Source organism: Nocardioides sp. CCNWLW239 (genome assembly GCF_037137035.1).
In the GTDB taxonomy this organism is placed as follows: Bacteria; Actinomycetota; Actinomycetes; order Propionibacteriales; family Nocardioidaceae; genus Nocardioides.
On record NZ_JBBBNW010000006.1, the window covers coordinates 254,705 to 281,016 of the forward strand.

22 protein-coding genes are annotated in these 26,312 nt (G+C 71.0%); 5 read left to right on the forward strand and 17 right to left on the reverse strand.

What is annotated here, in order from left to right; translation table 11 throughout:
- Positions 1–144 precede the first annotated feature (144 nt).
- From WBG06_RS21880 to WBG06_RS21900, 5 genes are read right to left on the reverse strand one after another with little or no spacing between them, the layout of a single operon-like run.
- Entirely contained in the window at positions 145–960 is an 816-nt protein-coding gene (locus tag WBG06_RS21880) for an ECF transporter S component (protein ID WP_336739217.1), read from the reverse strand.
- The gene (locus WBG06_RS21885; RefSeq protein WP_336739219.1) at positions 957–2,564 is read right to left on the reverse strand and encodes an ABC transporter ATP-binding protein; all 1,608 of its coding nucleotides are present in this window, start codon (positions 2,562–2,564) and stop codon (positions 957–959) included. Before WBG06_RS21885 ends, WBG06_RS21880 begins: the two co-directional genes overlap by 4 nt.
- Complete coding sequence (locus tag WBG06_RS21890) at positions 2,561–3,673, reverse strand: energy-coupling factor transporter transmembrane component T (RefSeq protein ID WP_336739221.1); 1,113 nt, start codon at positions 3,671–3,673, stop codon at positions 2,561–2,563. The genes WBG06_RS21885 and WBG06_RS21890 overlap by 4 nt, the downstream gene beginning before the upstream one ends.
- Positions 3,670–4,299: a hypothetical protein gene (locus WBG06_RS21895; RefSeq protein ID WP_336739223.1), complete on the reverse strand. Its 630-nt coding sequence runs from the start codon at positions 4,297–4,299 to the stop codon at positions 3,670–3,672. The genes WBG06_RS21890 and WBG06_RS21895 overlap by 4 nt, the downstream gene beginning before the upstream one ends.
- Positions 4,293–5,366, reverse strand: coding sequence for a hypothetical protein (locus tag WBG06_RS21900; protein WP_336739225.1), 1,074 nt, complete (start codon positions 5,364–5,366; stop codon positions 4,293–4,295). Before WBG06_RS21900 ends, WBG06_RS21895 begins: the two co-directional genes overlap by 7 nt.
- A gap of 268 nt (positions 5,367–5,634) precedes the next feature.
- Between WBG06_RS21900 and WBG06_RS21905 the strand changes: the two genes are divergently transcribed.
- Positions 5,635–6,261 carry a glycoside hydrolase family 19 protein gene (locus WBG06_RS21905; RefSeq protein WP_336739226.1) on the forward strand — a complete coding sequence of 209 codons (627 nt, stop codon included), beginning with the start codon at positions 5,635–5,637 and terminating at the stop codon, positions 6,259–6,261.
- A 10-nt stretch (positions 6,262–6,271) separates the two neighbouring features.
- Here WBG06_RS21905 and WBG06_RS21910 read toward each other — a convergent pair whose 3' ends face one another.
- The 4 genes from WBG06_RS21910 to gatC all read right to left on the reverse strand — a co-directional run bounded on the left by WBG06_RS21910 (position 6,272) and on the right by gatC (position 10,443).
- Positions 6,272–7,027, reverse strand: a complete 756-nt coding sequence (locus WBG06_RS21910) for an NYN domain-containing protein (RefSeq protein ID WP_336739227.1) — start codon at positions 7,025–7,027, stop codon at positions 6,272–6,274.
- Between the two features lie 130 nt (positions 7,028–7,157).
- The gene (gatB, locus tag WBG06_RS21915; RefSeq protein WP_336739228.1) at positions 7,158–8,654 is read right to left on the reverse strand and encodes an Asp-tRNA(Asn)/Glu-tRNA(Gln) amidotransferase subunit GatB; all 1,497 of its coding nucleotides are present in this window, start codon (positions 8,652–8,654) and stop codon (positions 7,158–7,160) included.
- Complete coding sequence (gatA, locus tag WBG06_RS21920; protein ID WP_336739230.1) at positions 8,651–10,147, reverse strand: Asp-tRNA(Asn)/Glu-tRNA(Gln) amidotransferase subunit GatA; 1,497 nt, start codon at positions 10,145–10,147, stop codon at positions 8,651–8,653. The genes gatB and gatA overlap by 4 nt, the downstream gene beginning before the upstream one ends.
- Positions 10,144–10,443 (reverse strand): Asp-tRNA(Asn)/Glu-tRNA(Gln) amidotransferase subunit GatC, encoded by a 300-nt coding sequence (gene gatC, locus WBG06_RS21925; protein WP_336739232.1) that lies wholly within the window; start codon positions 10,441–10,443, stop codon positions 10,144–10,146. Before gatC ends, gatA begins: the two co-directional genes overlap by 4 nt.
- Positions 10,444–10,535: 92 nt before the next feature.
- On the opposite strand from gatC, the gene WBG06_RS21930 reads away from it, so the two are divergent.
- Genes WBG06_RS21930 through WBG06_RS21940 form a run of 3 tightly spaced genes read left to right on the forward strand, consistent with a single transcriptional unit; the run spans position 10,536 to position 12,714 of the window.
- The gene (locus WBG06_RS21930) at positions 10,536–11,135 is read left to right on the forward strand and encodes a TetR/AcrR family transcriptional regulator (RefSeq protein WP_336739234.1); all 600 of its coding nucleotides are present in this window, start codon (positions 10,536–10,538) and stop codon (positions 11,133–11,135) included.
- A complete protein-coding gene (locus WBG06_RS21935) occupies positions 11,132–11,917 on the forward strand; it encodes an ABC transporter ATP-binding protein (protein ID WP_336739236.1) in 786 nt (261 codons plus the stop codon). The genes WBG06_RS21930 and WBG06_RS21935 overlap by 4 nt, the downstream gene beginning before the upstream one ends.
- The gene (locus tag WBG06_RS21940) at positions 11,914–12,714 is read left to right on the forward strand and encodes a hypothetical protein (RefSeq protein WP_336739238.1); all 801 of its coding nucleotides are present in this window, start codon (positions 11,914–11,916) and stop codon (positions 12,712–12,714) included. Before WBG06_RS21935 ends, WBG06_RS21940 begins: the two co-directional genes overlap by 4 nt.
- Before the next feature lie 23 nt (positions 12,715–12,737).
- Here WBG06_RS21940 and WBG06_RS21945 read toward each other — a convergent pair whose 3' ends face one another.
- The gene (locus WBG06_RS21945; RefSeq protein ID WP_336739240.1) at positions 12,738–15,020 is read right to left on the reverse strand and encodes a glycosyltransferase; all 2,283 of its coding nucleotides are present in this window, start codon (positions 15,018–15,020) and stop codon (positions 12,738–12,740) included.
- Positions 15,021–15,151: 131 nt separating this feature from the next.
- A complete protein-coding gene (gene ligA, locus WBG06_RS21950) occupies positions 15,152–17,284 on the reverse strand; it encodes an NAD-dependent DNA ligase LigA (protein ID WP_442945494.1) in 2,133 nt (710 codons plus the stop codon).
- A 277-nt stretch (positions 17,285–17,561) separates the two neighbouring features.
- Between ligA and WBG06_RS21955 the strand changes: the two genes are divergently transcribed.
- Positions 17,562–19,115 (forward strand): hypothetical protein, encoded by a 1,554-nt coding sequence (locus tag WBG06_RS21955; RefSeq protein ID WP_336739244.1) that lies wholly within the window; start codon positions 17,562–17,564, stop codon positions 19,113–19,115.
- A 6-nt stretch (positions 19,116–19,121) separates the two neighbouring features.
- Here the strand turns inward: WBG06_RS21955 and WBG06_RS21960 are convergent, their stop codons facing one another.
- The 6 genes from WBG06_RS21960 to WBG06_RS21985 form a co-directional block, all read right to left on the reverse strand.
- Complete coding sequence (locus WBG06_RS21960; protein WP_336739246.1) at positions 19,122–20,219, reverse strand: hypothetical protein; 1,098 nt, start codon at positions 20,217–20,219, stop codon at positions 19,122–19,124.
- A 9-nt stretch (positions 20,220–20,228) separates the two neighbouring features.
- Positions 20,229–21,227: a methionine synthase gene (locus WBG06_RS21965; protein WP_336739248.1), complete on the reverse strand. Its 999-nt coding sequence runs from the start codon at positions 21,225–21,227 to the stop codon at positions 20,229–20,231.
- Complete coding sequence (gene mnmA / locus WBG06_RS21970; protein WP_336739250.1) at positions 21,224–22,324, reverse strand: tRNA 2-thiouridine(34) synthase MnmA; 1,101 nt, start codon at positions 22,322–22,324, stop codon at positions 21,224–21,226. The genes WBG06_RS21965 and mnmA overlap by 4 nt, the downstream gene beginning before the upstream one ends.
- Positions 22,321–23,514, reverse strand: a complete 1,194-nt coding sequence (locus WBG06_RS21975) for a cysteine desulfurase family protein (protein ID WP_336739252.1) — start codon at positions 23,512–23,514, stop codon at positions 22,321–22,323. The genes mnmA and WBG06_RS21975 overlap by 4 nt, the downstream gene beginning before the upstream one ends.
- Positions 23,515–23,580: 66 nt before the next feature.
- On the reverse strand, positions 23,581–24,765 hold the full coding sequence (locus WBG06_RS21980; protein ID WP_336739254.1) for a glycerate kinase family protein: 1,185 nt from the start codon (positions 24,763–24,765) through the stop codon (positions 23,581–23,583).
- Positions 24,766–24,824: 59 nt separating this feature from the next.
- The gene (locus WBG06_RS21985) at positions 24,825–26,243 is read right to left on the reverse strand and encodes an SLC13 family permease (RefSeq protein ID WP_336739256.1); all 1,419 of its coding nucleotides are present in this window, start codon (positions 26,241–26,243) and stop codon (positions 24,825–24,827) included.
- Between the last annotated feature and the right edge of the window lie 69 nt (positions 26,244–26,312).

A 26,312-nucleotide genomic window follows, 5' to 3' on the forward strand; every position in this document is an offset into this window, starting at 1 on the left:
CGGCCGAATGGTCACCTGGGGCGCCGTGGCGAGCTGTAACACGTCGTTCGTAGTACTACTCGCCCTATCTGAACGACCGGATAGTGCTACGAACGACGTGTTACACGTGCGGCGCCGGCCCAGCGCCTCGGCCGACCGGAGCGACTACTCGGCCGACCGCAGTGACGGCTCGGCCGACGGGAGTGACGGCTCGGCGGGGGTGATCATGGCTCGGCGGGCGGCTCGGCGGAGGGTGGCGAGGACGGCCGGGCCGAGGAGGGCGATGGCGATGGCCGTGGTGATCGCGCGGACGGTGTCCCAGCTGCTGGTCGAGGTGATCAGGGTGTAGCGCAGGAACGTCGCCAGGTTCTCGCCGACCGCGGCGTCGGGATCGTAGGAGAGGTTGCCGCTCCCGCCGGGGACCGTGACCCCGGTGAGCAACGGCCAGCCCTGCAGATTGAGGAGGAGGCCGTAGGCGTAGGAGGCGAAGATCCCGTACGCCGCGAGCAGCCCGATCTCCCGCCGGCCGCTCGCGCGCGGCAGCAACCCGGCTCCCATCGCGACCCAGGCAGCGCCGAGCATCTGGTAGGGCAGCCACGGGCCGACGCCGGCGGTGACGAGCGCAGCGACGAACAGGCTCGTGCAGCCCAGCACGAAGCCGAAGGCGGGGCCGAAGACGCGGCCGCCGAGGATGAGCATGAAGAAGACCAGCTCCACCCCGCCGGTGCCGGCGGAGATGGCGCGGAGGACGGCCTCGATCGCGCTGAGCACGCCCAGGACCGCGATCATCCGGGTGTCGATCCCGCCCGCGGAGAGCTCGCTCAGCAGCACCACCAGCATCAGCGGCAGCAGCGCGAGGAAGATGAACGGCGGCTGGACCCGTTCGTAGCCGTGGAGCAGCAGCGGCCAGGCGAACATCATCAGCCCGGCGAGAGAGATGATCGCGAGCAGGACGGCAGTCCGCGGTGAGAACCTGATCATGTCTCCCCCACCGCCTCGACGATCTCGCGCACGTTGAGCCAGCCCGGACCGAAGACCTTGCTCACCTGGGGCGCGAAGGCGGGCGACTCGGCGGTGACGCTGCGTACGTCGCCGGAAGAGACGATGTCGCCGTCTGCGAGCACCACCACGTCGTCGGCGGCCTCGGCGACGAACTCCACGTCGTGGGTCGCCACCAGGACGGCCTTGCCCGCCGCGGTGAGCTCGCGAAGGATCTCGGACAGCGCATGCTTGGCGGCGTAGTCGAGTCCACGGGTGGGCTCGTCGAGGAGCACGACCGGCGGGTCGGCGCTCAGGATCAAGGACAGCGCCAGCGCGAGACGCTGGCCCTCGGAGAGGTCGCGCGGGTGCTGGTCGTCGGGGATGCCCGGGACGAGGCTGTCCAGGATCTCCCTCGTCCGCGGCCCGCCGGCATCACACTCCTCGGCCACCGTCTCCAGGTAGAGCAGGTCCGCCGCGGTCTGCGGGAGCAGCCCGACCAGGGTGCGTCGGGCCTCGGGGTCGAGAGCCGCCGGATCCCTGCCGTCCACGTCGACCGATCCGGCCAGCCGCTTCTGGGTCCCTTGCAGCGTCCACAGCAACGTCGACTTGCCCGAGCCGTTGCGTCCCATCAGCGCCGTCACCCGCCCCGCGGGCAGCTCGATCGAGACGTCGTGCAGGACCGGCGTACGTCCTCGGGTGACGGTGAGGCCGGAGCTTCTCAGGCCTTTCCTGCGCTTGTCGGGTGTCGCACTGCCAGAGGAGTGCGGGCCAGAAGTATGGGAAGGGGCCCGGTCATCAACCGGGTGTTCCAACGCCCGTGCCTTCCGCCGAGCATCCCGCACCGTCAGCGGCAGCGGCGACCAGCCGAGCTCGCGCCCGAGCTCGACGAGCGGGGGAACGATGGGTGAGGTCTCCAAGATCTCGGCGGGGTCACCGACGGCGACCGAGCCGTCACCGACGAGAAGCGCGATCCGGTCGGCGAAGGGGACGACCCGTTCGAGGCGGTGCTCGGCGAGGACGACGGAGGTGCCGAGGTCGTGCACGAGCCGGGTGACGGTGGCGAGCACGTCCTCGGCGGCGGTCGGGTCGAGGGCGGAGGTCGGCTCGTCGAGCACGACGACGCGCGGGTGGGTGGTGAGGACCGAGCCGATCGCGACGCGCTGCTGCTGCCCACCCGAGAGCGTACGCAGCGGCCGCTGCCGCAACTCGGCGATGCCGAGCAGGTCGAGGGTCTCCTCCACCCGGCGCCGCATCGTCGCGGGCGCGAGGCCGAGCTGCTCCATCCCGTAGGCGAGCTCCTCTTCGACCGTGTCCGTGACGAACCCGGCCACCGGGTCCTGCCCGACGTAGCCGATGATCCCGGCTCGCTCGCGCGGCGGCGTACGGATGATCGAGGCGCCGTCCAGCAGCAGGTCACCCTCCAGTGCGCCCCCGGAGAAGCGCGGCACCAGGCCGGCGAGGACACCGAGCAGAGTGGACTTCCCGGAGCCGGTCGGGCCGGAGACGAGCAGCAGCTCGCCCTCCTCGATGGTGAGGTCGACGTCCTTGAGCACGTGCTCGGAGGAGTCGGGCGGGGTGAAGGTGATCCTTCGCAGCTCGATCATGCCGCTGCCTCCTCGGGAACGAGTGATGCCGGGACCGGCGCGGCGACGGCCGGGACCAGGCCGATGAGCACACCCGCCATGGCGGCCATGGTGACGGTCGGAGCGGTGCTCACCGCTGGAAAGGCGACCGGGATCTGCTCGCGGGCGACCCACCAGCCGACGGCGCCGACGACGATCCCGCTCAGCGCCACCACGATCTCCGGCCAGCGCCAGCGGTCGGGCCGGTAGACGGTGCGCGTCACCCGGCGCCCGGCGAGCGTCAGTCCTCCGGCAGCGGCGCCGGCGCCGAGCACCAGCATCGTCGCAGCCAGCCAACCGGGAGTGGTGCCGTCCAGCACCGCGTAGACGCCGACGCAGAGGCTGACGAGCGAGACCAGCATGAGCGCCGAGGTGACCCGCCTGGTGGCGATCGGGATTCCGGCCGTACGTCCGTAGCCGCGGGTGTCCATCCCGGCCGCGAGCGCCATCGACCGCTCCAGAGCGTCCTCGAGCACCGGGACGAGGAATCGGCGCAGCCGCTTGACCCTCCCGGTCGCGCCCGCGCGCAGTCGTTGCGCGGCGCGCACCCGCTGCACCGACTCGGCCAGCTGCGGCAGCACGGTCACCGCGACGACGACCGCGGTGCCGACCTCGTAGAGGGCCGGGGGCAGCGAGCGCAGCAGGCGCTTCGGGTTCGCCAGCGAGTTGGCGGCGCCGACGCAGATCACGATCGCGCCCAGCCGCATCCCGTCGTAGAGGCCGGCCAGCAGCGCTTCGCGGGTGAGCGGCCCGAGCAGCCTGATCCCCAGCACCCACTCGGGGAGCGGGATCTCGGGCAGGTCGATGAGCACGTGCCCGGGCACAGCACCCAGGAGCACCCGGAAGAGCACCCGGGTCACGACGATGAACAGCGCGAGACCGACGTAGAGCCGGAAGGACCTCGCCCACGGGTGGTCGCCGCGCCGTGCGGCGACCACGACCGACACCACCCCCACCAGCAGCAGGAGCAGCAGGGGGTTGGTGGTGAAGGAGGCGTACGCCGCCATGCCGATCGCCCACACCCACCAGGCGACCGGGTGCAGGTCACGCGGCAGGCGCGCCACAGCGGCCCGATGGATCACTGTCGTCATCGCCGACGCCACCACAGCACACCGGCGACGGCGAAGAGGGCGATGATCCCGGACGGCGCGACCCAGACGGGCAGCTGCCCGGTCTCGGAGGTCGGCTCGGAGTCGTCTGCGGAGGACGATCCTTCCGCAGATGGCTCCGGCGACGGGCTCGAGGGCGCCCCCACAGCATCCCCTAGCACCGTCGCCGGAGCGGTAACGACGTTGTCGTCTACCCACGTGAACGCAACACCCTGCCCGGAGGTCACGCTGATTTCGGTAACATTTCTGGAGGCGTAGCTCCAGGCCCCCGAGTCGTCGGTGATCCAGAGCGACCAGTACGCGTCGGCAGGCGGCATCTGGGCACATCCGGCCGCCTTCGGCCGGTCATCGATACGGCAGACGACGCTCGGCATCGACGTCACGTAGGTGAGCGGATGCCCCGCCTGCTCGAAGAGGTCGGCGCCGGTGTCACCCTCCCCCGGCTGGACACAGCTGACCTCGGCCTCACCGCCCAGTGCGTTGGGCTCGACGACGACGGTGACCCCGTCGCACGCCTCGACCGCCGGCAGGGCGGACGCCGGCGAGACGGGTGCGGTGGCCCCGGCGAGGATCGCCAGGGCCACCAGGGAGAACCGCAGGATCAGCACGAGCTCTTCGTGGTCGCGTCCTTGGGCAGGAAGACCAGCGACGGCAGCGACTGCGCGGCCGCGAGGCGGTACATCCCCTCGGACTCCTTGGTCAGGCCCTTGGTGTTGCCCTCGGTCAGCGCGGCGTCGTCATAGGCCACCGCGCCGACGTCGTCGCCGCAGGTCACGACGTGGTCGGCGACCCAGGAAGCAGCGCTCTCGGCGGCAGCGGTCTCGCCGGCGCGGCCGAACGCCCACCCGGCCAGGCCAGTGGTGTTGGAGTTGGGGACGTTGCCGGTCGCGGACGAGAACGACCCGTCCTCGGCCTGGGTCTCCTCGAGCCACTCGACGCCTGCCTTGACGGCCTTCTCCGCCTCCGGAGTGGCGACCCCGGACAGGGCGATCAAGGCGAATGCGGTGGCATCGGCGTCGGGGGTGGCCTTCGGGTCACCGTCACAGGTCTGGTCGGCAGCCTTGGGGTCGGCGGTGAAAGTGACCCGGAACCAGCCCTCCTCGCACTGCTGCCCGGCCAGGAACTCCGCTGCCGCCGCGGCCTCCTTGCTCTCCGCGTTGTTCAGCGCCCACACGGCGTACGACTGTCCGATGGTGTTGGAGTAGTCGGCCGCCTTCTTGTTCTTCGGGTCGAGCTTGTCGGCGATACGGCCGTTCTCGGCGACCGTGCCCTCGAGCTGCTCGAGCAGAGCGGGGTCGGAGGCGTCGGTGTTCTGCTGGAGGACGAGCGCCTTGGCGGTGGCACCGGCCGAGGTGACCGTGCCGAAGCCCGGCGAGGTGTAAGCCTTCTTGTTCTTCATCACGGCGTCGGTGATCGTGGCGATCTCCTCGTCGTAGCCGCCGACCTCCGCCAGCGCGATCCCGATGTCGGCGCTCAGCCCGAAGTCGTCGGTGCCGTACTGCGCGTTGTGGGCCACCCCATCCGGCGCCTGGGCAGCGAGCCAGTCAGCCACCGAGGTCGACACCTTGGCGTCGTAGGCGGGCTTCTCCCCCTCCTCGATGGTCTTCTCGCCGCAGCCGGCGAGCGAGGTGAGGGCGAGGGCGGCGGCGATGCCACCGAGGACGGTCTTCTTCATGGTTCCTTCCGCGCTGTTCGTCGGGAAGGCCCAGGGCCGACCCGCTGCTTTCCACGACAGCGTCAGGTCAGTACGCGCCCGTCGGCAGGTGCTCCGGCTCGCTCAGGGCTCCCGATGCCCTGGGCCTACGGTTGCGGGTCAGCGCCGGAGTTCGACCGGCTTCCCCCGCCACGGCGTGTGGTGATTGAGGCTCTGCTAATTCGGGGGCCCATCCTATGCCGGGACGGCTCTGCTTGCGGGATCGACGTCGACCAGTCACTCTGTCCCCATGCGCCACAGGATTCTCGGCCTTGTCGCAGCATCGACCTCGGCCGCCCTTCTCGCCCTCTCCCCGGCCACCGCGGCCGGCACGGAACCGGCGCGGACCTCGGTCACGTACGCCGATCTGGTCGCCATGTTCGGCGAGAAGGTCGGTGACCGCAGGGCCGTCGAGACCGGGCTGCCGAGCCTCAACCGGGCGATGGCCGAGGGCCAGATCACCACCGCCTACCGGCAGGCCGCCTACCTGACCACGCTCGCCAACGAGAGCTCGTTCCGCCACGACGCCAAGGGTGGTGACAAGCGGAAGTACACCGGCCGCGGCTACATCCAGCTGACCGGCGAGGCCAACTACGCCGATGCGGGCGCCTACTTCGGGATCGACCTGCGTCGTCGCCCCGAGCTGGCGCGGTCGCTGGACCACAGCGCCCCGATCTCCCGGTGGTACTGGACCGTCGCCCGCGACATCAACCCGCTCGCCGACGCCCTCGACATGGGCAGGGTCAACGCCGCGATCGGCTATCCCCGCAACAAGTCCGAGGATGCCGAGCGCTGTCGCGACTTCAAGTCCGCACTGAAGCACCTCCACGGATCGGTGCCGAAGGGCATCCGCTGCACCCGCCCGGCGAGCGGCTAGCAGACGTACGTCACTTCCGGGTGCGCTTGTCGCTGACCGCGATCGCCGAGGTGCCCTCGTCCTTGAGCTCGAACAGGTCGATCGCCTTGATGAGCTTGGTCCAGGTGGCGTACCCGTAGTTGCGGGGATCCTCGGAGGACTGGTTGCGGATGCGGGAGACGACGGTGCCGACCAGGGCCCAGCCGTCGTCGTCGGCAGCCGCGGCGATCGAGTTGCGCAGCAGCTGGATCAGCCTGGCGTTGCGCTTGAGCAGCTGGCCGGTCGTCGCGCCGGAGGACTGCTTGCGGGCCGGCGCGGCACCGGCCTCGGCATCGGTCTCCTCCTCGGAGTCGCCGAGCTTCTCCACGACGGTGAACCGGGTGCAGGCGCTCTTGAACGGCGCCGGGGTCTTCTCCCGGCCGTAACCGTAGACCGCCCGCCCCTTCTCCCGCAGATAGTGCACCAGCGGAGTGAAGTCGGAATCGGAGGAGACCAGCGCGAACGCGTCCGGGACGGCCGCGTGGAGCAGCTCGACCGCATCGATCGCGAGCGCCATGTCGGAGGCGTTCTTGTGGGCGGTCAGGTCGAACTGCTGCATCGGCCGGATGGCCGCATCATGCAGCTCCCCGATCCACCCCTTGAGCTCGGGCTTCGTCCAGTTGCCGTAGGCCCGCCGGATCGTCACCTCGCCGTATTCGGCCAGGTCGTTCAAGATCGCGTCGATCTTCGCGGCAGGCGCGTTGTCGGCGTCGATGAGCAGGGCGATACGGAAGGGCTCGTCGGTCACGCCGGACAGTCTGCCAGTCCCCAGCCCCGCCGAGTCGGCCCGTCTTGACCAGAACCACCGCCGAGTCGGCCCGTCATGACGGGCCGACTCGGCGGATTCTGGTGTCAAGACGGGCCGACTCGGCAGGGTGTCAGGCGAGCTTCTCCAGGATCAGCTCGCGGACGCGCTTGGCGTCTGCCTTGCCACCGGTGGCCTTCATGACCGCGCCGATGAGCGCACCGGCCGCGGCCTGGTTGCCGCCGCGGATCTTCTCCGCGACCGCAGGCTGGGCGGCGATGGCCTCGTCGACGGCCGCACCGAGGGCGCCGTCGTCGGAGACGACCGCGAGGCCGCGGGCGTCGATGATCTCGGCGACCGTGCCCTCACCTGCGAGCAGGCCTTCGAAGACCTGGCGGGCGAGCTTGTCGGTCAGCGAGCCGCCGTCGACCAGCTTCTGCACCTCGGCGACCTGGACCGGGGTGACCCCGAGACCGGCCAGCTCCACACCGCGGTCGTTGGCGGCCCGGGAGAGCTCGGCCATCCACCACTTGCGCGCGGCCTGCGGCGAGGCGCCGGCGGCGACCGTCTCCTCGATCAGCACCATCGCGCCGGCGGCCCAGACGTCACGCATCTCCAGATCGGAGTAGCCCCACTCGGCCTGCAGCCGGGCCCGCTTCTCGGCCGGCGGCTCGGGCAGCGTGCCGCGCAGCTCCTCGACCCACTCGCGCGACGGCGCGACCGGGACGAGATCCGGCTCGGGGAAGTAGCGGTAGTCGTCGGCGTCGGACTTGGCCCGTCCGGCGGAGGTCGTCCCGGTGTCCTCGTGGAAGTGGCGGGTCTCCTGGAAGATCGCCTCCCCCGCGTCGAGGATCCCGGCGTGGCGCGACATCTCGAAACGTACGGCCCGCTCGACCGAGCGCAGCGAGTTGACGTTCTTCGTCTCGGTGCGGGTGCCGAGCTTGCCCGACCCCTTCGGGGAGAGCGACAGGTTGACGTCGCAGCGCATCGAGCCCTGGTCCATGCGTACGTCGGAGACGCCCAGACCCAGCAGGATCTCGCGCAGCGCGGCGACGTAGGCCTTCGCCACCAGCGGCGCCTTGGCACCGGCGCCGAGGATCGGGCGGGTGACGATCTCGATCAGGGGGATGCCCGCGCGGTTGTAGTCGACCAGCGAGTAGTCGGCGCCGTGGATGCGGCCGGTGGCACCACCGATGTGGGTGGTCTTGCCGGTGTCCTCCTCCATGTGGGCGCGCTCGATCTCGACCCGGAAGGTCTCGCCCTCGACCTCGACGTCGAGGTAGCCGTCGTAGACGATCGGCTCGTCGTACTGGGAGGTCTGGAAGTTCTTCGGCATGTCCGGGTAGAAGTAGTTCTTCCGGGCGAACCGGCACCACTCCGCGATCTTGCCGTTGAGCGCGAGACCGATCCGGATCGCGCTCTCGACGGCCTTGGCGTTCACGACCGGCATCGAGCCGGGCAGGCCGAGGCAGGTCGGGCAGACCTGAGAGTTGGGCTCGCCGCCGAACGTCGCCGGACAGCCGCAGAACATCTTGGTGTTGGTGTTGAGCTCGACGTGGACCTCGAGACCCATCGCCGGGTCGTAGCGCTCCAGCACCTCGTCGAACGGAACCAAAGTCTCCGTCGTCATCGGGCCACCTCCAGCTTGTCGATCGAGAGCACCGGACCGATGGCGGCCTCGAGGGCGGCACCGACACGGTAGAGACGGGCGTCCTCCAGGACCGGCGCCAGGATCTGCACGCCGACGGGCAGCCCGTCCACGTCGGAGACCCCGGCCGGGATGGAGATGCCGGGCGTGCCGGCCAGGTTGGCCGGGATGGTGGCCAGGTCCTGCATGTACATCGCCAGCGGGTCGTCGAGCTTCGCCCCCAGCGGGAACGCAGTGCTCGGGGACGTCGGGGAGACCAGCACGTCGACCTGCTCGAAGGCCTTCTTGAAGTCCTCGATGATCAGCGTGCGGATCTTCTGCGCCTGCCCGTAGTAGGCGTCGTAGTAGCCGCTGCTCAGCGCGTAGGTGCCGAGGATGATGCGGCGCTTGACCTCGTCACCGAAGCCGGCGTCGCGCGAGGCCTTCATGACGTCCTCGGCGCTCGGGTCGCCGTCGGGCGTGACCCGCAGGCCGTAACGCATCGCGTCGAACTTGGCCAGGTTGGAGGAGCACTCCGCCGGCAGGATCAGGTAGTAGGCCGCCATCGCGTGCTGGAAGCTCGGGGTGGAGACCTCGACGACGTCGGCACCCAGCTTGGTGAGGATGTCGACCGACTCGTTGAACTTGCGCATCACGTCCGGGGCCCAGCCCTCGCCGGCGAGCTCCTTGATGACCCCGACCTTGAGACCCTTGAGGTCGCCGGTCAAACCGGCTCGGGCGGCGTCGACGAGCCCGGTCACCGGGGTCGTGGTGGAGGTCGAGTCGAGCGGGTCGTGACCGCCGATCAGCTCGTGCAGGAGCGCCGAGTCGAGGACGGTGCGGGTCACCGGACCGACCTGGTCGAGCGAGTTGGCCAGGGCGACCAGGCCGTAGCGGGAGACCGAGCCGTAGGTCGGCTTCACCCCGACGGTGCCGGTGACGGCGCCCGGCTGGCGGATGGAGCCACCGGTGTCGGTGCCGAGCGCGAGCGGCGCCTCGAAGGCGGCGACGGCGGCCGCCGAGCCACCGCCGGAGCCGCCGGGGATCCGGTCGAGCTTCCATGGGTTCTTCGTCGGTCCGTACGCCGAGTGCTCGGTCGAGGAGCCCATCGCGAACTCGTCCATGTTGGTCTTGCCGAGGATCGGCAGACCGGCGTTCTTGATCTTCTTGACGACCGTCGCGTCGTAGGGCGGCACCCAGCCCTCGAGCATCTTGGAGCCGCAGGTCGTCGGCAGACCGATGGTGGTCAGCACGTCCTTGACCGCGATCGGGACGCCGTCGAGAGCGTGCAGCGCGTCGCCGTTGGCTCGGCGCGCGTCGGAGGCGGCGGCCTGCGACAGCGCACCCTCGGCGTCGATGTGCAGGAAGGCGTGGACGTCACCGTCGACCGCGGCGATGCGGTCGAGGTGGGCCTGGGTCAGTGCGACCGAGGTGGTCTCGCCGGCGGCGAGCGCGTCGATCAGCTCGGCCGCGGTCTTCTGGATCAGCTCGCTCACTGCTCGTCCCCCAAGATCCGCGGCACCGAGAATCGCTGGTCCTCGACCGCAGGCGCTCCGGAGAGCGCCTGCTCCGGCGTCAGGCTCGGGGTCACGACGTCCTCACGGAAGACGTTGGTCAGCGGAAGCGGGTGGGAGGTGGCAGGCACGTCGTCGCCGGCAAGCCCCTGGATCGAGGCGACGGACTCGAGGATCACCTGCAGCTGCGGGGCAAGGTGATCGAGCTCGGCGTCGCTGAGGTCGATGCGGGCGAGGTCGGCCAGGTGCGCGACCTCGTCGCGGGTGATTTCTGGCATGCCGCACATCCTAGGCGGCAGAACCCCCAACTCTCATCTCGGTGACCCACCGGTGTTGCCACCTCAGAATGTTAGCAACTAACATTAGGAGCATGGTCACTCCCAAGTCGCTTCGCACCAGGGCTCGGATCCTCGATGTGGCTCTGGATCTGTTCGAGCATCAGGGGTACGACATGACCACCGTGAACGAGATCGCCGAAGCCGCCGGTATCACGCAGATGACCTTCTTCCGGCACTTCCCCACCAAGGACGCGGTGCTGGTCACCGACCCCTACGATCCGCTCATCGCCGAGGCAGTCGGGGCGCAGCCTCTCGACCTGCCGCCGCTCCAGCGGGTCCGACTGGGCTTCCTCAGCATTGTCTCCGGCATCGCCTCCGTCGAGGACGCCACAGCCCGCCGACGCGTCGCGATCGTCGCTCGTCACCCGAGCCTGCGGGCAGCAGTCAACGCGTCCACCCAAGACACACAGGACGCGATCGTCGAGCGGCTGACCGCTGACGGTGCGCCCCGCCTGGACGCCGTGATCGCGACTGCGGCCGTCCTCGGTGCGGTGACCGCGGCGCTGCTTTCCTGGGCGGACCCGGACGGCATCACGCTCGACGAGGACGCTTCGCTGGAGGATCTCGTGCGCCACGCCCTCGACCAACTCACCCCGACCTCCACCGGGCTGATCACTGGCGAGCGACCATGACAGCGCTGCTCCTCGACTCGGTCAGCCACGATTTCAGCACCCGTCGAGCACCCTGGCGCAGACGACGTACGACCGCGACCGGCCCGGCCGTGGACAACCTCTCCCTGCACGTGGACCACGGCGAGGTGGTCGCGATGATCGGCCTCAACGGCGCGGGCAAGACGACCGCGCTGCGCGCGCTGACCGGCAGGCTCCGCCCCGACTCCGGAACCGCGGAGATCCTCGGCCATGACGCCGCAGAGCTGCCTCCGAGCGTCGCGGCACAGTTCGGGCACGTGGTCGATGCACCGCTCGTCTTCGCGGATCTCACCGTGACGGAGAACCTACGGGCCGCCGCGAGACTGCACGGCTGCCCCGTGGGTCACATCGAGGATCTGGTCGGCGACACCAGGAGACAGCTCGCTCTGGATGCCTGGGCGGACGTCCGCGCACGCGCCCTCTCGCAGGGCAACCGGCAGCGTCTCGGCATCGGAAGCGCGACGATCCACTCTCCGCGCGCGCTGGTCCTCGACGAGCCCACCAGCGCCCTGGACCCGCGCGGCGTGGTGATCGTGCGGCAGCTGGTGCGGGACCTGGCCGCACAGGGCACGGCCGTCCTGGTCAGCAGTCACCATCTCGACGAGGTGTCCCGGGTCGCGGACCGCATCGTCGCCGTCCACGCCGGTCGTGTGGTCGAGAACTTCGACCCCAGTGGCCCCGATCTCGAGTCGCGCTTCTTCGCGAGCGTGCTCGCGGCCGAACGCGAGGTGCCCCGAGCCGACAGAACAGGAGAAGAAGCATGATTCCCGGCCTTGGAGCAGCCCTCCAAGTGGAAGCGCTGCTGCTGCGCCGCTCGGTGGTCCTCTGGATCGCCCTTCCGGTGCTGGCCGGGCTCGTCCCGGGCGGCAGCTTCGGCGCCGTGGCCCTGGCGCGCTCCGGCTACGGAGACGGCGCCGCCGCGGCGAAGCTGGCGCCGTACGCCGCCGGCGAGCCCGGCACCACGGTCATGGTGGCGCTCGCCCAGATCCTCAGCGTCGCCGTGCTCACCGCCGGAGGGTTCGCGACGGCGTGGGCATTCGGGCAGCCCTTCGCCGACGGCACCGCCGGTGCGTCCTTCGGGCTGACGGTGCCGCGTACGACGATCGCCCTGGCTCGCTGTCTGGCGCTCGTCGCGACTCTCGCGACCGCCGTTCTCGCCGCGACGCTCGTCGGCCTGGCTCTCGCAGCGCTGGGAGGAGCGATCCTCCCGGAAGGGCCACCGAGCACCGGCCCCGGACTCGGACGGGCCACCTTTACCGCCCTCACCGCCGGCCTGCTCGGCATCGGACTGGCTCTTCCGCTCGCGTGGGTCGCCACGGTCACCCGCAGCGCCTTCGGCACGATCGGCGTACTCGTAGCCCTCATCGCCACCACGCAGGTCATCGTCCTTCTGGGCGCCGGCTCCTGGTTCCCGTACGCCGCGTCGTCCCTGTGGACCGGAATGGGCGGGACGGAAGCAGCCTCAGCCGTCGGCCTGCCCCAGCTGGCGCTGACCGCTGCCGTCGGCCCGACTGCCGTGGTCGCTGTCGTACACGCCTGGCGACACCTCACCGACGTGTGACCCGCCGGGCCGGCGAACGACTCCTACCGGTCCTTGTCCGGCCCGCCACGAGAGGGCTTGTCGGTCGGCCGTCCCCCGGTCGTGGGCCGGTCGGAGGCCGCCTGGGTCGGGTCGGTGCCGCGGCTGGGCTCCGCGGACGGCGTCGGTTCGGCGGTTCGTGTCGGTCGGGGCGTCGCTGTCTCGACGTCCCGGCTCGGTGTCGTCCGCGGCGTCGGGGTCGGGGTCGGCGCGACGGCCGGTTCCTCGTCCGCATCCCGGGCATCACCCGGAGCAGGTGCCCGCTCGTCCCGCTTCTCCTCGGTGTCGGCCTTCTCCAGCGCACCGTGGACGTCGCCGACCCGGGGCACCTCCGGGCTGCCGACCGGAGCCGCCACCGCGACCATCCCTGCCAGGATGACTGCCGAGAAGGCCAGCACGAGCCCGCCCCGGCGGGCGGCCGGAGCCGCCGCGCTCCAGGCCCAGATCCGTTCCCGGCGGCGGCGCAGGTCTGCGGGCAGGTCGCTGCGGATCGCGGCCCAGCTGTTGATCGGGGCCAGCGCGTAGCCGAACCCCTGGAAGCCGAGCAGAGCCGCGACGGCGACCCCGGTCGCCCCGCCGGCGACGGCCACGGGGATCGCCACGACCAGGCAGACCGCGGCCGCGACCGACTCGGCGAGGTTGCCTCGCACCACGTCGCGCAGCCGCGGGCGGCGGCCCTTGATCTTCGGCGTACGCAGGAAGGTGCCCTCACGCGAGACCAGCCCGAGCCAGGAGGCGCGTGCGACGGTCACCCCGAGCGCCAGCCACAGCCCGAACGCACCGAGCGCATCCCGCCACGAGGCCCCGCTCCTCAGCCGGACCAGCGCGATCGAGCGAGCCGCGCCGAAGAGCACCAGCGCGACCGTGGCGAACAGCAGAAGGCCGGAGAGGCGGCGTACGACCAGGCCGTCGCCCAGCATCAGGTCGAGCGCGCCCGTGATGAGGAACAGGGTGAACAGCGCACCCGCGAGGTCGCCGAACCACTGCAGCCCACCGACGAGGTAGGCCCAGCGCTGCGCGAGGGTCATCTGGTTGTCCTCGGTGCGAGGGCCCGGCAGCAGCGAGCGCCAGTGCATCCGCAGGATCTGGATGCCGCCGAAGCACCACCGGAAGCGCTGCTTCTTGAGCGTCTCGAAGGTCAGCGGCATGACTCCGTGACCGTAGGACCGGTCGACATGCATGCCGTTGTAGCCCATCTTCAGCAGCCGTAGCGAGAGCTCGGCGTCCTCGGTGATGCACCACTCGTCCCACCCGCCGGAATCGACCAGGGCGGAGGCGCGGATCAGTCCCATGGTGCCGCCGAAGATGGCGCCGTTGCGCTCGTTGCGCGAGACCTGGCTGACGTCGAAGAAGTAGCCGTAGGAGTGGTAGAGCCGGCGGAAGTAGCCCGAGACGTCCCAGTCGCGGTAGTCCTGGGGCGTTTGCACGAAGGCCACCGACTCGTCGCTGAACAGCGGTGCGTTGTGGGCCAGGAAGTCGGGCGCCACGTGATAGTCGGCGTCGACGATCCCGACGACCTCGGTGCGTGGGTTCATCCTGGTCAACGCGTAGTTGAGCGCACCGGACTTGAACCCCGGCCAGTTGGCCAGATGGATGAAGGTGACCCCGTCGTACTGCTCGCAGAACTCCTGCACCGGCTGCCACAGCGCGGGATCGTCGGTGTTGTTGTCGATGACCAGGATCTCGTACGCGTCGTAGTCCAGCTCCAGCATCCGCTGGAGCGTCTCGATGACCATCTCGGGCGGCTCGTTGTGGGTCGGCACGTGCAGACTCACGAACGGCCGGTGCCACCCCGGGTGGTACTCGCCGCGGATCGGCCACCCACGCCAGCGGCGCCGGGCGAGCACATCGACCATCTCCCACAGATAGCCCACGCCGATCACGAAGACGAAGACCTCCAGCAACCACAGCAGGCCCGACAGCGTCGTCGTCCAGATGCCGGGGTGGACGGTGACCGTCCACAGCCCGACGTAGGTGAGGTAGAGCAGTCCGACGTCGATGGTGAGCGCCCAGGCGACCAGTCCGCGTACGTCCCAGTCCCGCACCGCAGTCAGCCACGCCAGCAGCGACGCACCGAGGACGACACCTCCGATCGCCGCCCGGATCACGTCCTGCCCGAGCAGCAGGCCGACCCCGAGAGCTGCCGCCCCGGTGACGGCAGCTGCGAGGCCAGCCGTGCCGGCAGTGAGGGAGCCCGCAGGAGGCGTACGGATCAGGAACAACAGCACGGTCGCCGGGACCAGCATGACCGCGGCGACCGTGAGAAGCGGGGGAAGAGCGTCGAGCACGGCGACACACTATGGGGGGTATCTCCTCCCTGCGTCCAGACGCCCCCACCCCGAGAGGTCGATTTCTGACGCCGAGGGGTCGATAGCCGAACCCGCGGTTCAAGAATCGACCCCTCGGCGCCGATAACTGACTACTCGGCGTCAGAAACTGACGTCTCGGCGGGGCCGTTTTCGAGGAGGGCCTTGAAGTCGTCCTCGGTCAGGATCTTGAGGCCCAGTTCTTCGGCTTTGGCCGCTTTGGAACCGGCGTTGTCGCCCACCACGACGTAGTCGGTCTTCTTGGAGACCGATCCGGCGGCCTTGCCGCCGCGGGCGATGATCGCCTCTTTGGCGCCGTCGCGGGAGAAGTCCTCCAGAGATCCGGTGACGACGATGGTCAGGCCCTCGAGGGTCCTCGCCACCGACTCGTCGCGCTCGTCCTCGAGGGAGACCCCGGCCGTACGCCATTTCTCGACGATCTCCTGGTGCCAGTCGACCTGGCGCCACTCGACGATGGCCTCGGCGATGATCCCGCCGACGCCCTCGGTGGCGGCCAGCTCCTCCTGGGAGGCGGCCCAGATCGCGTCGAGGGAGCCGAACTCGGTGGCCAGCGCGCGGGCCGCAGAGGGACCGACGTGGCGGATCGACAACGCGACCAGCACCCGCCACAGCGGGACCTGCTTGCGTTCCTCGAGGTTGCGCAGCAGGCCCAGGGCGTTGGCGTTGAGCACGCGGTCGCCGGCGCCCGCCTCCTTCTCGGCCTTCTTCGCGGCCCGGGTGAAGAACGCCGTGGTGGCGAGCTTGGCCTCGTCGAGCGCGAAGATGTCGCCTTCGTTGGTGATCACCTCGGCAGCCAGCAGCGCGTCGGCAGCCTCGTAGCCCATCCCCTCGATGTCGAAGGCTCCGCGTCCGGAGGCGAAGAAGACCCGCTCCCGCACCTGGGCCGGGCAGCCGCGGTGGTTGGGGCAGCGCAGGTCCTTGTCACCCTCCTTCTGCTCGGCGAGCGTGGTGCCGCACGCCGGGCACTCGGTGGGCATCACCCACTCCGGCAGTCCCTCGGGGCGCAGCGGCAGCACCGGTCCGAGGATCTCGGGGATCACGTCGCCGGCCTTGCGCAGGATGATGGTGTCGCCGGGCCGCACGTCCTTGCGCTTCACCTCGTGGGCGTTGTGCAGGGTCGCGCGCTCGACGGTCGACCCCGCGACCTTGGTGGGTTCCATGACGCCGAAGGGCGTGACCCGTCCGGTGCGGCCGACGCCGACGTCGATGGCGAGCAGCTTCGCGTTGACCTCCTCGGGCGGGTATTTGAAAGCGATCGCCCACCGTGGCGCGCGGGAGGTGGAACCCAGACGGCGCTGCAGCGAGATGTCGTCGACCTTGATCACGACGCCGTCGATCTCGTGCTCGGTGACGTCGTGACGGTGCTCGCCGAAGTAGCCGATGAACTCCTCGACCTCCTCGAGCGTCTTGAGCACCTTGACCCGGTTGGAGGTGGGCAGACCCCACGCCTTCAACGCGTCGTACGCATGCGACTGGGCGACCGGCTGGAAACCCTCCCGGGCCCCGATGCCGTGGCAGACCATGCCGAGCTCGCGGCTCGCGGTCACCCGCGGGTCCTTCTGGCGCAGGGACCCGGCGGCGGAGTTGCGCGGGTTGGCGAACATCGGCTTGCCCGCCTCGACCAAGGACGCGTTGAGCTTGTCGAAGGCCTCGATGGACAGGAACACCTCCCCGCGCACCTCGACCAGGTCGGGCACCGGGAACTCGTCGGTGCCGCTGAGCCGGTGCGGGATCGACCTGATGGTGCGTACGTTCGGGGTGACGTCCTCCCCCGTGCGGCCGTCGCCGCGGGTCAGCGCCCGGACCAAGCGGCCCTTCTCGTAGAGCAGGTTGATGGCGAGACCGTCGACCTTGAGCTCGCACAGCAGCTCGGCCTGGCCGGCCCCGTCCTTGGCGATCCGCGCGTACCAGCCCGCGAGCTCCTCGTAGGAGAAGACGTTGTCGAGCGACTCCATCCGCTGCAGGTGGTCGACCGCGGTGAACTCCGTCGAGAACGTGCCGCCGACCTTCTGGGTCGGCGAGTCGGGCGTACGCAGCTCGGGGAACTGCTCCTCGAGCTGGTTGATCCGACGCCACTTCTGGTCGTAGTCCGCATCCGAGAGCACCGGATCGTCGAGGACGAAGTAGCGGTAGCGAGCGTCCTCGATCTGCTCGGCGAGCTCCTGGTGCTCGCTCTTCTGCTCAGGTCCGGCCTCGGCGGTCACGTCATCGTTCACAGGCACCATCTTGCCTGTTCCCGCCGACATTTTCCGGCCCGGAGGACGTGCAACACGGACGACATACCCTCCCGGGCGTTTTCGGCGTTTGACCGGCCCGAACACCACTCGTCGGACTCAATATCGACGCAAGCGATCAACACCTGGGTGACGCGGCTCACGATCCAGGGTAAACCGGGCTACCTTCCACCCGCGTCGGCTGAGGCGGGCCGACATCCAGCACCCCCAGCCCCCAGTGACCGCCTTTGTGAGGTCTGCAGTGTTCTCTCGGCTCGCGGTGACGCTGTTGACAGCGCTCACGATCCTGCTGGCGCCGGTCGGCGCCACTCATGCGCTCGGCCTGGGCAGCGCGTTCTCGAACGCCGAGGTCGAGGTCTCGATCGTCTCGCAGTCCAAGAGCGGCGTGGTCCTCGACGTGCACGGCACCGACTACACGGGCCGCGACCCGGGCATCGAGATCGCGCTCAACCCGGCAGGATTCCGCGGCTCCGGCACCAGGAGCACGTTCATCAAGTCGGTGGTCCACAATCCCGCGGACCCCGACGACTGGACCTACCGGTTCACCCTCGACGCGGCCCAGGTCGCCGCGCTCGACCCCGACACCGACTACCAGATCATGACGATGCGCGCCGAGGGGCGCGACGTCTTCGACTCGTCCGACTCGAGGTACGCAGGGGTCCCCTTCGACTTCGGCGCGCTCTCCCAGCCGCCCAGCTCTCCGGATGCCGAGGAGCCCTCGTCCGGCACCGGCTCCTCGGACGGCTCGGACTCTGGTTCGGGCGCCGGTTCCGGCTCTGGTTCCGGCTCCGGCAGTGATACGTCCCCTGGCCGAACCACCGATGGCGACTCCAACGCCGGTTCCGGCGCCGGCGAGAAGCCGCGTAAGAAGGCGTCCGAGAAGCCGTGGACCGCACCCGAGGAGCCGCCGACGGCGAAAGGGCTGGAGCTCACCGGCCTGGGCGAGGCCGCCGTCGACGCCGACGAGGTGATCCACGCCCGGGCCTCCGGCTTCAAGCCGCACGAGACCGGCATCAAGGTCGTCGTCTACTCCACGCCCCTGGTCCTCTCGACCGACGTCAAGGCCAACGGCCGCGGCGTCGCGAAATGGTCGGGGCGGCTCCCCAAGGACATCGGGCTGGGCAAGCACACCCTGACCTTCCAGGGCTCGGTGAACCGCGGCATCCGCTTCGTCGTCACCGGCACCCCCAGCGACGGCGAGTGCGTCCAGAGCGGCTGCGCTCCGGCGACAGCGGCTATCAAGAAGTCGGCGCCGGCCGAGGAGGGCGGCGTCGGCCCGCTCACCTGGATCATCGTCGCGACGATGATCGTCCTGGCCCTGGCGGCCAGCGCCATCGCGCTGATGTCCGGGCGCCGCAAACGCGACCGGGAGTGGGACGATCCGGCCGGCGCCCAGGCCCGGCCCCGCTACCCGTCGGACCCCTACTACGCCTCCGAGCCCTACCCGACCCGCCAGCCGCCGATACGCCAGCCCCAGCCCCGGGACGAGACTCCGCTCCCGCGCCGGCTGCCGCCGGGCCAGCAACCGGCCCAGCACCTGGACCAGCAGCCGGCCCAGCATCTCCAGAGCCCGCGCCAGCGTGATCAGCGCCAGCCTGGTCCACGTCAGCCGAGCCACCGCCAACCGGTTCCTCAGCCCGTGGCCTCACAGCCCGCTGCTCCCCCGCAGCCCGCGCACCGTCAGCCGCGTCCGCCGGAGTCCTTCGCTCCGCCGAGCCAGCGGAGCCCAGCCTTCAACGATCAGGTCTACAACGACCAGGTCTACAACGAGCAGGCCTACGAGGACCGGCCCTACGTGGGCCAGCGGATCGCCGGACGCTGACCGCCCTCAGCCGACCAGCGACTCACCGCGACGAGCACTCTCGGCGGAGACCGTCGGCCACAGAGTCTCCAGCGCGCCCTCGAGTCCGGTGAGGACCGGGTCGAGGTCGTCCCCGGGGAACGGGGCGGGCGCCTCCTGGCGTACGACCGCGCAGAACGCTCTTTGGTCCCCCTCCGCCGGGTGGCAGCGAACGGTCTCGGCCGATCCTTCGGTCCAGCCGTCGTAGCCGTCGGTGTCGCCCTTCGAGCAGGTGAGCGCCTTGGGGCACTTCCGCTGCGCCGCCGGCAGGTTCGGAGCGTGGATCGCGGTGATGGTGCTGCCGTCGGGGCGGGTGCCGACGACACCGATCGCGCCCTTGCCGTAGGTGGAGACGTCGGCCTTCGCGAAGGAGTCGATGTCGGCGTACGCCTTGGTCTCGAGGAGCTCCGCAGCGATCGCGCCGGCGGTCAGCGCGACCTCGTTGTCGCCGTTGGCACCCTCCGAGGGGAAGCCGCTGACCTGCGCCTTCGTCATCTTCGCGGTCGTCTTCGTGCCGAGGCGCGGGTCGGTGACCAGGGCGACGAGGTCGCCCACGCTGACCTCGAGGTCGAGCTTGCGGGGGTCTGCGGTGATCTTCTCGCCGAGATAGGCGGCCCGGCGCTCCTCTCCCCCGGCCTGGTAGGAGGCCATCACCTGGCCCGGGGTGCCATCGCTGGCGAGGTCCCAGCCGACGGTGGTGGTGCCGGCCTCGGTCTTCACCTCGACACAGCCCGACATCCCCTCGCGGCACCAGGTCGAGAGCAGGTCGTCGTCGACCGCGCCTGCCTTGACCTCCAGCGAGCGGTCGTCTCCCCACATCAGGACGGTGCCGACCTCGTCCTGCTCGAAGTAGTCGTCGCCGCCGTCGAACTCCTCCGGCACGACGCGAGCATGCTGGAGCGCGATCGCCGCGAGCGCCTCAGGGGTCGCGGGCTGGTTGCCCGGCTTCAGGTCGGCCGGGTCGATGCTCACCGAAGGCGCCGGGGTGGGCTTCTCGCTGGCCCCGTCGTCTGCCTCCGTCGCGCTGCTGCCACAGCCTGCCAGCAGAAATGCCACCGCCAGCAGTGCCGTCCATCGTCGTGTCATGGGCGAAATCTACGCCAGGTGACGGGCGCTCTCGGTGAGGATTCGAAGGACGGTGCGGGCCCACCGCCAGTCTGCGCCGGCGAGGCCGCACGCGGGCGTCAGCACGATGTCGTACGCAGCGTCCAGCCCGAGCATGTCGAGCCAGCGCTCCACGGCCTCGGTGACCGTCTTGTCGGTGGGCGCGCTGCCCGCCGGTCCGAGCGCGGGCGCCACGCCGAGCGCCATCGTGTCGCCGGCCTCCAGGGCCGTGGCCAGGTCGTCGTGGTCGGCGGCGGTCAGCTGGGTCAGATCGACGCTGATGCCCATCGCACCGGCCTTGCGGAGCAGGTCCAGCGGCGTTCCCGGCGCGCACGAGTGCACCCACGGGATCGCGCCCTCCTCGGCGATCGCGCCGAGGACCCACTCCAGCGACTGGGAGGCCTCGGGGAGGTCGATGCTGCGGTGCTTGCCGAAACCCGAGGCGGTCGGCACCTGGGCGTTGAGCACGGCGCTGAGCGCGGGCTCGTCGACCTGGACGACCAGGGTGTCCGCGCCGGGGAGGCGGCGGCGTACGTCTCGGATGTGGGTGCGTACGCCCTCGGCCAGCGCCTGCGCGAGGTCGCGCCGCGCGCCGTGGTCGGCGAGCAGCTTGTCGCCGCGCGGCCGCTCGACGGTCGCGGCCAGGGTCCACGGCCCGGCGATCTGGATCTTGAACGCGCCGCCACCGGAGACGAGCGGAGCGTCCTGGACCAGCTCCTCGACGGTGTCGAGGTCCTGGGCGAGCAGGCTGCGGGCCCGGCGATGGTCGACCCCGGCGGAGCCGGAGGTGCCGGTCAACCGCCAACCGGCCGGCTGCAGGTCGGCATCGAGTCCGTCGAGGACAGCCAGCGCCCGACCGGTCATGTTCGCGATCGCGCCGCGTGCGGGCAGCTCGGGAAGATGCGGGAGATCCTGGAGCTCACCGAGCACGATGCGGGCCGCCTCCGCGTAGTCCTCGCCAGGCAGCGACCCGACCCCGGTCGCCCTCACGCGCGGGCCACCCGCCGCGTGGCGGAGATCGTGGCCGACCCGACGACTCGGGTGCCGTCGTAGATCACCGCGGCCTGGCCCGGCGCGATGCCGTAGGCCGGGTCGAGCAGCTCGATCTCGACGTCATCGCCGGTCACGGTCACCCGGGCACGGTGCTCGTCGCCGTGGGCGCGCAGCTGGACGGTGCCCTCGAGCACACCCTCCGGCGCCCGCCCGGCCCAGCGCGGCCGGATCCCGGAGAGCCCGTCGACGGCGAGATGCTCACGAGGTCCCACGGTGACGGTGCCGGAGACCGGTTCGATGTCGAGCACGAACCGGGGCTTGCCGTCGGGGGCGGGCTTGCCGAGGCGGAGGCCCTTGCGCTGCCCGATGGTGTAGGCATAGGTCCCCTGGTGCTCGCCGAGCACCTCGCCGGACTCGTCGACGATCGGCCCGGACTCGTTGGGCGCGCGGTCGCCCAGCTTCTCGCGCAGCCAGCCGGCGTTGTCGCCGTCGGCGACGAAGCAGATGTCGTGGGAGTCGGGCTTGTCGGCCACGAGCAGGCCGCGGCGGGCCGCCTCCTCGCGTACGAGCGGCTTGGGAGTGTCGCCGAGCGGGAACAGCGAGTGGCGCAGCTGGTCCTGGTCGAGCACTCCGAGCACGTAGGACTGGTCCTTGCCGCCGTCGACTGCACGGTGAAGCTCGACCAGCCCGTCGGCGTCTTCACGAAGCGTCGCGTAGTGGCCGGTCGCGACCGCGTCGAACCCGAGCGCGAGCGCCCGGTCGAGGACGGCGGCGAACTTGATCTTCTCGTTGCAGCGCAGGCAGGGGTTGGGGGTGCGCCCCTCGGCGTACTCCGACATGAAGTCCTCGACCACGTCCTCGTGGAAGCGGTCGGAGAGGTCCCACACGTAGAACGGGATGCCGATCACGTCGGCGGCACGGCGGGCGTCGTTGGAGTCCTCGATCGTGCAGCATCCCCGAGCGCCGGAGCGGTAGGACGCCGGGTTGCGGGAGAGGGCCAGGTGGACGCCGGTGACGTCGTGGCCCGCTTCCTTCGCGCGAGCGGCGGCGACGGCGGAGTCCACGCCCCCGGACATGGCGGCGACGACTCTCATCGGTTCAGTCCTGCCGCGCGGCCGCGCTCCACGGCCGGACCGATCGCCGCGACGAGCCGGTCCACGTCCTCGTCCGTCGTGGTGTGGCCGAGCGAGAAGCGCAGCGAAGATCGCGCCTGCTCGTCGGACTGGCCCATGGCGAGGAGTACATGAGAGGCCTGAGGTACGCCGGCAGAGCAGGCCGCACCGGTCGAGCACTCGACCCCGGCGGCGTCGAGCAGCATCAGCAGCGAGTCGCCCTCGCATCCCGGGAAGGCGATCTGGGCGTTGTTGGGCAGCCGGTAGCGGCCCAGCGGCTCCAGCGGCGGGCCGTTGAGGTGGGAATCCGGAACGGCGGCGAGCACCTGCTCGACCAGCCGGTCGCGCAGCGCGCCGACCCTGGTCGCGTACGCCTCCTGCTCCTTGACCGCGAGCTCGACCGCCGCCGCGAAGCCGGCGATGGCAGCGGTCGCGTGGGTGCCGCTGCGTACGTCTCTCTCCTGGCCGCCGCCGTGGACGAGCGCGGTGAGCTCGAGCTCGCGACGCACGACCAGCGCGCCCGCACCGACGGGGCCGCCGAGCTTGTGACCGGTCAGAGAGAGCGCGTCGACGCCGCTGGTCGCGAAGTCGACCGGGACCGCGCCGACGGCCTGGACGGCGTCGGTGTGGACCGGGATCCCGTGCTCGGCGGCGAGCGCGGCGATCTCGGGGGCGGGCTGCAGCGTGCCGACCTCGTTGTTGGCCCACATCACCGAGATGACGGCGACGGAGCCCGGGTCGCGCTCGACGGCCGCCTTCATCGCCGCGAGGTCGATGCGGCCGGTCTCGTCGCACGGCACCAGCTCGATCTGGGCTCCCTCGGTCGCCTCCAGCCAGTGCAACGGGTCGAGGACAGCGTGGTGCTCGACGGTCGAGGACAGGATCCGGGTGCGCGCCGGGTCCTGGCTGCGGCGAGCCCAGAAGGCTCCCTTGAGCGCGAGGTTGTCGGCCTCGGTGCCGCCGGAGGTGAAGACGACCTCGCCCGGCCGGGACCCGAGCGCCGCGGCGATCCGTTCGCGCGACTCCTCCAGCACCCGGCGCGCGCGGCGGCCTGATGCGTGCAGCGAGCTCGCGTTGCCGACCAGCGCCAGCTCCGCGGTCATCGCCTCGATCGCCGCCGGCGCCATGGGCGTGGTGGCGGCGTGGTCCAGATAGACGGTCCGGGGATTCATCGTCTACCAAGGGTACGGCGCACCCGGTCCACCCCACGAACCGCGGGCACCACGGGTGGACCGCGCTCAGGCCGCGGCGATCGCACAGCCGATCAGCACGGTCCGGATGAGCTGCTCGGTCGCGTCCTCGACCAGCTGGTAACCCTGCGCCACCGCCGCCGACAACGGCATCGGCACGTTGAGGATCGAGGTGTACGAGCCGATCCCCACCTCGTGCACGCCGTCGGCGCCCTCGCCCACGCTGCCGGCCAGCGCGAGCACCGGCGTGCCCTGCCGCTTGGCGCGACGGGCGACCTCGGCCGGGATCTTGCCGCGCGGGGTCTGGAAGTCGATCGCGCCCTCGGCGGTGATCACCAGGTCTGCCGCGGCGATCAGCCCGTCGAGGTCGACGTGGTCGAACATCACCTCGAACCTCGGCAGCAGCCTCGCGCCGAGACCCCCGGCCAGCCCGGCGCCGAGCCCGCCGGAGGCACCGGTCCCGGCGCCCGTACGCAGGTCGACGGAGCGACCCGGGTGACCGTCACGCTCGAGGACACCCGCCCAGACGCTCAGCGCCCGGTCGAGCTGCTCGACCTGCTCCGGCGTCGCTCCCTTCTGCGGTCCGAACACCCTGGCCACGCCGTCGGTGCCGGTGAGCACGTTGTGCGGGTTGCAGGCGACCAGGATCTCGGCATCGGCCAGCCGGGGGTCGAGCCCGTCGAGATCGAGGCGATCGGCCCGGTCGAGGGCGGCGCCGCCTCGCGCCAGCTCCTGCCCGGCGGCGTCGACGATGCGTGCGCCCAGCGCCTGGAGCGCACCGGCGCCGCCGTCGCAGGTGCCGGAGTCGCCGCAGCCGACCAGGATCCGCTCGGCGCCTTCGTCCAGGGCAGCCAGGATCAGCTCCCCCACGCCGTACGTCGTCGTCGCGGCCGGGTCGCGATGGCCGTGCGGCACCAGGGAGAGGCCCGCGACGGCGGCCATCTCGACCACCGCCGTACGCGGCCCGTCGCCACCGAGGACGGCGATGTGGCTGGGTACGGGGTCGCCGATCGGGCCGGTGGCGGCGACCGGGACGAGGTGGCCGGCGGTGGCCGCAGCGAGGGCGGCCGCGGAGCCTTCGCCGCCGTCGACCAGCGGAGCCAGGTCGATCCGGGCGCCGGGGAGGGCGCGGCGTACGCCTGCTCCGATCGCCTCGGCGACCTCGTCGGCCGAGAGGCTCTCCTTGAAGCCGCTCGGGGCGACCAGGATGCGTTGCGGGACAGGGATGGTCATGACGTACTCCTCGGGGTGGGACGGTGGGGTCGGTTGAGCTGCGTGGTCAGGTGAGGGGGTCAGGTGAGCGGGAGCCCGAGGTGCGGCCAGACCCACAGGGCGAAGGCGAGCACCAGCACGGCGTGCAGCGGCATCAGGACACGGGAGAGCCGGAGCAGGTCGGTGCGGTCGTAGGTGTCGATGCCGTCGATACGGGCGAAGACCGCCACCGGCTTGGCCGAGGCCGGGAGGGTGTGGCAGAAGCCGGCTGCGGCGGTCGAGGCGAAGGCAGCGGCAGCGGGGGCGAGACCGGCCGCCGGGGCAAGCGCCACCACGATCGGGACGAGCACCGAGGAACGCGCCGAACGGGACTGCACCACCAGGTGCAGCAGCGTGGAGAGCACCACGACGACGGCCAGGAAGACGACCGGCGGGGCGGCGCTGAGCGGCTCCAGCACGAGCCCGGCGAGCCAGGCGGCCGCTCCGGAGTCGACCAGCGCGGCGCCGAGCGCGAGGGTGGCAGCGAGGAAGACCAGCAGGCTCCACGGCACCTCCTTCAACGCCGGCCCGACCTCGATCACACCGTGTCGCGGAGCCGCGACGGCGAGGGCACCGAGGAGCGCCACGACCGCCGGGGAGATGCCGTGCAACGGCTCGCTGATCCACAGGGCGACGGCCGCCGAGAGCACGAGCAAGGCACGGAGCTGGAGCCTCGTGAGCGGCCCCGTGAGGCCGTCACCGGAGAAGTCCTCCGGCGCGATCCGGACCGCGGTCGAGCGGTCTCCCGGGTCGGTGAACATCCACAGCAGCAGCTCGGCGGCCAAGTGGGAGGAGACCACGGCCAGCGGAAGACCCAGCAGCATCCAGCCGACGTACCCGATGCCGGTGCCGGTCACCGTGGCCAGCACCTGGCTGGTCAGCAGATGGGCGCCGGCACCCAGCAGGGAGCCGACCGCGGAGAGCAGGATGACGGTCGGGAACAGCAGCGCGAGGGTCTTGACCAGCCGCTCGCGGGGACCGAGGACGGCGGCGAGGGCCACGAAGACCGGCACGGCGAGCGCCGCCCGCGCGGAGGTGGACGGCACGACGTACGCCGTCAGGACCAGTCCCACGGTCAGCAGGTGCACCAGCTGGCGGGGGTTCCTGGCGCGGACGGCCAGGGCCACCGCTGTCCGGGTCGCGAGCCCGGTGCGGGCGACCCCGGCCGCCATCACGAACGCGCCGAGCATCAGCCAGACCAGCTCGCTGCCCAAGGCGGCGAAGAGTTCCTCCGCCGGGAGCACGCCGACCAGGATCAGCGCGAGGACCGCTGCCAGCGAGACGTACGTGTCGTCGAGCCCGCTCCCGACCCAGGCCCACACCGCCGCACCGAAGACCACCAGGGTCAGCAGGGCCGGGACGCTCGGCGGGTCGGCGTTGCGGAAGCCCGCGTTCCAGGCGTACGTCCCAACCACCGCCACCACCACGGCCCCTGCGACGACCTGTGCCGTGCTGCCCATCCGGTCGACCCCCGACATGTCTGTGCCCGGGACGTTCCCGAGGACACCGAGGACGATGTCGGCCGCTCG